A 458-nucleotide genomic window follows, 5' to 3' on the forward strand; every position below is an offset into this window, starting at 1 on the left:
CCCTTTGAACTCCTTGGCTGAGTCGGTGACGAGCGACCGTGGTCGACCGAACATCGGCCATCCATGCTCGATGCCGCGCGGCCAACCATGCCTCCCTTGGACACATGGCGTGCGCCAGGCAGAGCGCGACCGACAGCGCCGACGGCTTCTCGAGGGTGAGGCAGAAGCCAAGAATGCAGCGGGTGGCCACGTCGGTGACGATCGTGAGATATGCCCGGCCGATGAACGTTCCGCCGCCGTCGACGACCTCCACGAAGTTGATGTCGGTGGGCGTGTGATCGATCTGGCAGACATCGAGCGGGCGCGCCGCATGGATGTATCCTGGCCGCGGTTTGAGCCGCTGGAGATGCTTCGGATTGGCGGACCGTTTCCTCGCGATCTCCTCGGGGCTGAACAGCCCGGGTATCCGGCGGGCGACCGTGAGATAGGACGGAGCGGCCAAGCCGGCCTCTTCGCAG

Annotated in this window: 1 pseudogene; it reads right to left on the bottom strand. The window is 65.5% G+C overall.

Annotation, left to right across the window (positions count from 1 at the left end):
* Positions 1-458 (bottom strand): annotated as a pseudogene (locus EOA24_RS40720) (transposase); the annotation flags it as partial.

The organism is Mesorhizobium sp. M2A.F.Ca.ET.039.01.1.1, assembly GCF_003998035.1.
Classification (GTDB): domain Bacteria; phylum Pseudomonadota; class Alphaproteobacteria; order Rhizobiales; family Rhizobiaceae; genus Mesorhizobium.